The organism is Pseudomonas asplenii, from assembly GCF_001293465.1.
GTDB classification, from domain to species: domain Bacteria; phylum Pseudomonadota; class Gammaproteobacteria; order Pseudomonadales; family Pseudomonadaceae; genus Aquipseudomonas; species Aquipseudomonas fuscovaginae_B.
This window is the reverse complement of record NZ_JSYZ01000042.1, coordinates 1-8,610: the sequence shown is the minus strand read 5'-3', so window position 1 is coordinate 8,610 and position 8,610 is coordinate 1. Positions and strand designations below refer to the sequence as shown.

Here is an 8,610-nt window from a genome sequence, read left to right as displayed (position 1 = left end):
GCGGTGCATTGATGTCCAGCGGCACATAGACCGCCGCGCACTTGAGCGCCGCCAACTGGCTGACCAGCAGGTCATGGCTGCGCGCCAGCAGGATCGCCACGCTGTCGCCCGGCTGCACGCCGAGGCCACTCAGGTGCCGGGCCAGGCGGTTGGCTTGGGCGTTGAGTTCGGCATAAGTCAACGCCACGCCGTCGTGGATCGCCGCGCACGCCTCGGGGCGGGCACGGACCTGGGCCTCGAACAGCCCGTGCACGGTCTGTGTCCGTGGGTAGTCGCGATGGCTGGCGTTGAAGCTCACCAGCAGTTGCTCGCGCTCGGCATCGGGCAGGATCGTAAGTTCAGCCAACGGCGTCTGGGGCGCCTGCTCCAGGGCCGCCGCCAGATTGACCAGGGCCGTGTGCATGTAGTCGCAGACCCGCTGCGCACCGATGCCCTCCAGGGCCGCGACGCTCAGGACGAAATCTTCACCCAGATCATCCACCGACAGCGTCAGCGGATAGTTGCTCCACTCCTCGCCGCCCAGCCCCTCGATCCCGTTCCACGCCGACAGCGCCTGACTGTCGGCCTGCACGGCGCTATGCCGGTAGTTGAGCAACGCGCTGAACAGCGGCGTCGCCGCGGCCACACCGCTGCAACGCTGGGCCAGGGCCAGGGACGCGTGCTCGTGAGCGAGCAGGTCCGTCAGGCGGTCATGGGTCGCCCGGACGCCCGCCCGGACATCACGGGCATTGACCTCGATGCGCAGCGGCAAGGTGTTGATGAACATCCCCAACGCGCGATCGGCACCCTCGCCGCCCTGCATCCGGCCCATCAGCACGGTACCGAACACCACGTCCTCGCGACCGCTGACCCCGCCGACCACCCTGGCCCAGGCCAGGTGATGCAGGCTGGCTACAGTGACGCCCAGATGACGGGCGCACTGGCGCAGACGCTGGCTCAAGGCCTGGTCGACCACCCGGCGGGCCTGCTCGATGGCGCTGCCATCCTGTACCTCCTGCAGGCCGAACGGCAGGGTCGGCTCGGTGACATCGCCCAGCATCTCGCGGAAGAAGGCTTCGTGGTCGGCCTGGCTGCCGCCCAGACGCGCCTGGGCCACATAGTTGCGGAACGGTACTGGCGAGCCCAACTGCGCCTGCTGCCCCAGCAGATAGGCCTGCATCTCGTGCTGCACCACTTCCAGCGCGGTATGGTCGAGAGCCATGTGATGGAACAGCAGCACGGCCACCCAGTGCTGCCGGCTGGCGTCGTAGGCACAGGCCAGGCGCAGCAAGGGTGCCTGGCGCACATCGAGGCGGTAGTGCAGCGGGTCGAAATGCTTGCGCAATTGCTCGTCGATATCGCCGTCCTGCGCAGCCAGCGGCAACTCCTCCAGCACCAGCGGTGCCTGACGCAGGACCACCTGCACCGGCTCGTCCAGGCCTTCCCAGAATACGGCGGTACGCAGGATGTCATGACGACCGATCACCCCCTGCAGGGCGTCGAAAAAGGCCGACAGCCGCTCGCGGTCCCGCAGGTGGAACAGCGCCTGCTGGAGATAGAGATCGCCCTGCTCCGCCGCCAGGTGGTGATAGAGAATCCCCTCCTGCAAGGGCGCCAGCGGGTAGATATCCTGCACGTTCGCCGCACCGCCCGGCACGCTCGCCACCACCCGGTCGATCTGCTCCTGAGTCAGGTCAACCAGGGGCAACAGGTCCGGCGTGATGCGCTCGCAGCCGGCCGCGATCCGGTTGGCCGGCACCACGACTTCCGTGTTGCCACCCACCGCCGCCGCCAGGGCCGACAGGGTCGGCTGGCCGAACAGCACCCGCACGTCCGCGCTCAGGCCGATCTGGCGCATGCGTTCGATCAGCGTTACCGCCAGCAGCGAATGGCCGCCCAACTCGAAGAAGTGGTCATGCCGCCCGACGCGCTCAACCTTGAGCAGTTCGGCCCAGAGTTGCGCCAGCAGGTTTTCGGTTTCGCCTTGCGGGGCCTCATACTCACGGCTGATCAGCGCGCCAGCGTCCGGGGCCGGCAGGGCCTTGCGGTCCAGCTTGCCATTGGGGGTCAGCGGCAACGCATCGAGCTGCACATAGGCCGCCGGCACCATGTATTCCGGCAACACGGCCTGCAGATGACCACGCAGCGCTTCGACCGCCAGGACGGTTTCCGGCTGTTGCGCCGTGACATAGGCCACCAGGCGTTTCTCGCCGGGGTTGTCTTCCCGTGCCAGCACCACGCTTTCCTTGACCCCGGCGCAAGCGGCCAGGCGCGCTTCGATTTCCCCCAGCTCGATACGGAAGCCACGGATCTTCACCTGGTCGTCGTTGCGGCCCAGGTACTCGATGTTGCCGTCCGGTAGATAGCGGGCCAGATCGCCGGTGCGATACAGGCGTCCGTTGCCGAACGGATCGTCGAGGAACCGCTCGGCGCTCAGTTCAGGACGGTTCAGATAGCCACGCGCCACCTGCACGCCAGCAATGTACAGCTCCCCGGCCACGCCTCGCGGCACCGGCTGACGGTACGCGTCGAGCAGGTAGATCCGGGTGTTGGCCACCGGCTTGCCGATCGGCGTGTTGTCCGGGGTCTGCTCCAGCGGTCCGGCGCAATCCCAGGCGGTCACGTCCACCGCCGCTTCGGTCGGCCCATAGAGGTTGAACAGGCCGACTTGCGGCAACTGCTGCTTGAAGCGCCGCACCAGGTGCCCTGGCAGTGCCTCGCCGCTGCACATGACCCGCCGCAGAGCGCTCTGCTGCGTCTGGCCGTGGGCCAGGAACAGGTCGAGCATCGACGGTACGAAGTGCAAGGTGGTGATGCCCTGCTCGCCAATCACCTGCCGCAGGTAGGCCGGGTCGCGATGGCCGCCGGGGCGTGCCATCACCAGCCGCGCACCGTTGAACAGCGGCCAGAAGAACTCCCAGACCGACACGTCGAAGCTGAACGGGGTCTTCTGCAGCACCCGATCCGAGGCGTCCAGGCCGTATTCGTCCTGCATCCACAGCAGGCGGTTGACCACCGCGCGGTGTTCGTTCATCACGCCTTTCGGCTGGCCGGTGGAGCCGGAGGTGTAGATCACATAGGCCAGGTGCTCGGGACGAACGTCCGCGCGTAGCGGGTTATGGTCTGGCTGGGCCAGCAACCCCTCATGCTCGGCCTGGGCCGGATCGAGCAACAGGACCGGGACGTCACTCGGTGGCAACACCGACCGCAGCGACTCCTGGGTGAGGATCACTGCCGGCGCGCAGTTGCCGAGCATGTAGGTCAGGCGATCGATCGGGTAGTCCGGATCCAGCGGCACATAGGCGGCACCGGCCTTGAGAATCCCCAGCAGCCCCGCGACCATCGCCTGGCTGCGTTCGACACAGATCGCTACCCGGTCGTCCGGGCCGATGCCCAGGCCGATCAGGCGGTGGGCGATACGGTTGGCCTGGCGATTGAGCGCGTCGTAGCTCAGGCTGCCCTGCTCGTCCACCACCGCGATCGTTTCACCGCAGTCGGCGACCCGTGCCTCGAACAGCCCGTGCAGGGTCAGGTCTTGCGGATAGTCGACCGCCGTGGCGTTGAAACCGTCCAGCAGTTCCTGGCGCTGCGCCTCGTCGAGCAAGGCGATCTCGCCGACCAGCGCCCGTTCATCGGCCGCCATGCCGCGCAGCATGGCTTCCAGGTAACCCAGGCAGCGCTGCATGCTCGCTTCGTCGAACAATGCCGTGGCGTACTCCAGGGTACCGAACAGGCGGTCGCCCACTTCGGTCATGTCCAGCAGCACGTCGAACTTGGCCGTGCTGCTGGTCACCCCGATGCCCTGCAGGGCCATGTCACCCAGCGCCAGATCGACATCCTCGGTGTTCTGCCAGGACAACATCGCCTGGAAGATCGGGCTGTGGGCCAGGCTGCGTTGCGGCCGGACCACCTCCACCACCTGCTCGAACGGCAGGTCCTGGTTCGCCTGGGCGGCCAGGGTCTGCTGCTTGACCTGTTGCAACAGGCTCTCGACGCTCGGTGCGCTCGAGAGGTCGACACGGATCGCCAGGGTATTGACGAAGAACCCGATCAGGTCCTCCACCTCGGCCTGCTGGCGGTTGGCCGCCGGCGTACCGATCACCACGTCGTCCTGGCCGGACAGGCGGCTGAGCACTGCGGCCCAGGCGGCCATCACCGTCATGAACAGGGTACTGCCCTGGCGCTGGCTCAGCGCCTTGAGGTCGCGGGTCAGCTCGGCGTCGAGGGCCAGGCCCACCGTATGCCCGCTGTAGTCCTGCTGTGCCGGCCGTGGCCGGTCGCTCGGCAGGGTCAGAAGAACCGGCGCCCCGGCCAGGGCCTGCTGCCAGTACTGCCCCTGCCGTTGCAGGACTTCACCCTCCAGCCAGCGACGCTGCCACAGCGCATAGTCGGCGTATTGCACCGGCAAGGCCGGCAACGGATCTTCCGCGCCCTGGCGGAAAGCCTCGTAGAGCGTGCCCAGCTCACGGGTCAGGACGCCGGCGGACCAGCCGTCGGAAACGATATGGTGCAGGGTCACCAGCAACACATGGTCGTCATCCGCCATGCGCACCAGCCGCCCACGCACCAGCGGCCCGTTCACCAGATCGAAGGGCTCGCGAGCCTCTTGCGCGGTGATGGACCGCAGCTCTTCTTCCGCCTGGGCCTGCCCGGTCAGCACCTGCCATTGCAGGTTGAAACCGATGTCGGCCGGGGCGATGCGTTGCTCCGGCTGTTGCCCCGGCAACTGGATAAAGGTGGTGCGCAACGCTTCGTGGCGGGCGACGATACGATCCAGCGCCTGCTTGAGCGCAACACGGTCCAGGCTGCCACGCAAACGCAGCCCGGCCGGGATGTGATACGCCGCGCTGCCACCGTCCAGTTGCGCAAGGAACCACAGGCGCTGCTGGGCGAACGACAACGGCAGGGCCTGCTCGCGCGACACCGGCACGATCGGCGGCTGGCTGCTGCCGGCGGCGTGCGCCAGCACCTCGGCCAGTGCCGCCAGTTCCGGCTGGGCAAAGATGTCCGCCAGGTTCAGTTCGACGCCCAGGCGTCGACGCACCTGGGAAATCAGGCGCATGGCCAGCAGCGAGTGGCCACCCCGCTCGAAGAAGTGGTCGTGACGCCCCACCTGTTCCAGGTTGAGCAGGTCCTGCCAGATCTGTGCCAGGACCGTTTCGACAGTGCCTTGCGGGGCGACCTGCTCACGGCTGGCAAAAGCCTCCTCCGCCGGGGCCGGCAGGGCCTTGCGGTCGAGCTTGCGGTTCGGGGTCAGCGGCAACGCGTCGAGCAGCACGAAGGCGCTTGGCAGCATGTACTCGGCCAGTTGCGGCGCCAGTTCCGCGCGCAGGCTGGCGGCGTCCAGGCTTGCCTCGGGTTGCGCGACCACATAAGCCACCAGACGCTTCTCGCCGGGGTTGTCTTCCCGGGCGATCACCACCGCTTCCTTGACCCCGGCGCAGTTGCCCAGGCGCAACTCGATTTCGCCCAGTTCGATGCGGAAACCGCGGACCTTGACCTGGAAGTCGTTACGCCCCAGGTACTCGATACGGCCGTCGGCCATGTAGCGGGCCAGGTCGCCGGTCTTGTACATGCGCGCATCAGGCTGGTCGCTGAACGGATCGACCAGGAAGCGCTCGGCGTTGACCTGTTCGAGGTTCAGGTAGCCGCGTGCCACGCCATCGCCACCGATGAAGATCTCGCCGGCCACACCGTACGGCACCGGCTGCTGATGGGCATCGAGCAGGTAGATCCGGGTGTTGGCCATCGGCTTGCCGATGGTGGCGTTGCCGCTGCCCTCGCTGCCGGCCTCGGCATCATGGCTGACGTAGGCCGCGGTGCAGGACACCGTGGCCTCGGTCGGACCGTAGGTGTTGATCAGCCGGGTATGCGCCGGGCGCACTTCATCCCAGAGCTTGAGTTTCTGCGCCGACAGCGCATCGCCGGTGACGTTGATCAGCCGGACATCGGCCAGGCAGCGCGCGGCCAGTTGCGGCTGGCTGTGCCATTCGGCGGCCAGGGTGTGCCAGTGGGCGGCGGTCATGTGCAGGAAGGTCGGACGGATGCCGTAGTCCTGCGTCCCCTCGCTGCCAAAGATCTCCCGGCTTGGCGCCAGGGTGGCGCCAGCCAACAGGGCCGGAAAGATCTCCTCCACCGACAGGTCGAAGTTCAGCGTGTTCTGCTGCAGCACGGTGTCCGCCGGGGTCAGGCCGAACAGGCGCGCGGCATCGACGCTGTAGTTGACCAGCCCGCGGTGTTCGATCATCACCCCCTTCGGATTGCCGGTGGAGCCGGAGGTGTAGATCACGTAGGCCAGGTTGCGTACGCCCAGATCCGGGACCACCGGGTTGTCGTCGCGCTCGCTGAAAGCCTCGCGCTGGTCGGCGTTGAGCAGCAACCGCGTCAGTTCCAGTGCCGGCAGGCGTTCCTGCAATGCACGCTGGGTCAACAGGACCGACGGCGTACTGTCCTCGATCATGTAGGCCAGGCGTTCGGCCGGATAGGCCGGGTCCAGCGGCACATAGGCCGCACCGGCCTTGAGCACGCCGAGCAGGCCGACCATCATTTCCACCCCGCGCTCGACGCAGATCGCCACCCGGTCGTCCGGACCGACGCCCAGGCCGATCAGTCGATGGGCCAGGCGGTTGGCTTCGCGGTTCAGTTCGGCATAACTCAAACGCTGATCCTGGAAGGCCACCGCGATGGCCTGCGGTTGCGCCTGCACCCTCTCCTCGAACAACTGGTGAATCGTGCTGTGGCTCGGATACGGCACTTCGGTGGCATTGAGGGCCCGCAGCAACTGTTCACGCTCGGCGTCATCGAGCAATGGCACCCGTTCCAGCACCTGCCGGTCATCGGCGACCATGGCCTCCAGCAGGCGCTGGAAGTAGCCCAGGTAACGCCGCATGGTGCCTTCATCGAACAGCGCGGTGGCATATTCCAGCGAACCGAGCAGGCGGCCCTGGACTTCGCCCAGGTCCAGCGAGAGATCGAACTTGGCCAGGGTATGCCCCGCGTCCAGGCCTTCCAGGCGCAGGTCGCCGAGGGCCAGGTCGCTACCGCCCATGTCCTGCCAGCTCAGCATCGCCTGGAAGATCGGGCTGTGGGACAGGCTGCGCACCGGCTTGACCACTTCCACCACCTGCTCGAACGGCAGGTCCTGGTGCATTTGGGCGCCCAGGGTGGTGGTCTTGACCCGGGCCAGCAAGGCCTCGGCGGTCGGCTGCGCGCCGAGGTCGACGCGGATCGCCAGGGTGTTGACGAACAGGCCGATCAGCCCTTCGACTTCACTGCGGGTACGGTTGGCCACCGGCGAACCGATCACCACTTCCTCCTGCCCGGCCAGACGGCCGAGCAGAGCGGCCCAGGCGGCCATCACCGTCATGTACAAGGTGGTGCCGTGCCGCTGGCCGAGGGCCTTGAGGCCGCGGGTCAGCTGTTCGTCGAGGACCACCGGCAGCGCGGCACCGGCATAGTCCTGCTGGGCCGGACGGACCCGGTCGGTAGGCAGCATCAACAGCGCCGGGGCATCGGCCAGGGCCTGTTGCCAGTACCGGGTTTGCTGTTCCAGCCGCTCGCCGCTGAGCCAGCGACGCTGCCACACCGCGTAATCCAGGTAGTGCAGCGGCAACGGCGCCAGCGGATCTTCCTGGCCCTGGCTGAACGCGGCGTAGAGCGAGGCCAGCTCGCGGGTCAGTACATTCATCGACCAGCCGTCGGAGACGATATGGTGCAGGGTCACCAGTAGAACGTGATGATCCTCGGCCAGGCGGATCAGGCGGCCGCGAATCAGCGGCCCCTGTTCCAGGTCGAAGGCTTGCAGGGCTTCCTCGCTGGCGAGCGCCTGCAGTCTGGCGTCGACATCCGCCAGGCCCTGCAGATCGTGCAGTTGCAGGCTGAAGCCGGCGTCTGCCGGGGCGATCCGTTGCAGCGGCTGTTCGTCGTCGCCCAGGATGAAAGTGGTGCGCAGGCCTTCGTGACGCGCGACGATGCGCTCCAGGGCCCGTTGCAGGGCCGTACGGTCGAGCACGCCGCGCAGGCTCAGGCCACCGGGCATATGGTAGGCGGCGCTGGCGCCCTCCATCTGCGCCAGGAACCACAGGCGCTGCTGGGCGAAGGACAACGGCCAGGCCTGGTCGCGGGCCACCGGCACGATTTCCGGCAAGGTGCTGCGCCCGGCCTGGGCGATCACCTGGGCCAGGTCCGCCAGTTCGGCCTGGGCAAACAGCTCGGCCAGACCCAGTTCGACCCCCAGTTGCTGGCGAATCTGCGAAATCAGGCGCATGGCCAGCAACGAATGACCACCCAGTTCGAAGAACCGGTCATGCCGGCCGACCTGGGACAGGCCGAGCAACTCCTGCCAGATATGGGCCAGGGCGATTTCGATCTCCCCTTCGGGGGCCACGTAGCCACGGCTGGTCACGGCATCGAGGTCCGGCACCGGCAGGGCCTTGCGGTCGAGCTTGCCATTCGGCGTCAGCGGCAGTTTTTCCAGGGCGACGTAGACGGCCGGGACCATGTACTCCGGCAGTTTTTCCTGCAGGTGGCGGCGCAGGCTGTCGATCTCGACCGAGGCATGCCCCTCGGCCAGGGTGTAATAAGCGACCAGGCGCTTGTCGCCCGGCACATCCTCGCGGGCGGTGACCACCG

1 protein-coding gene is annotated in these 8,610 nt (G+C 67.4%); it reads right to left on the bottom strand.

Going from position 1 to position 8,610, the window contains the following annotated elements:
* Window positions 1–8,610 (bottom strand): amino acid adenylation domain-containing protein (locus PF66_RS30655; protein ID WP_241494484.1); only part of this gene is annotated, 8,610 nt, incomplete at both ends.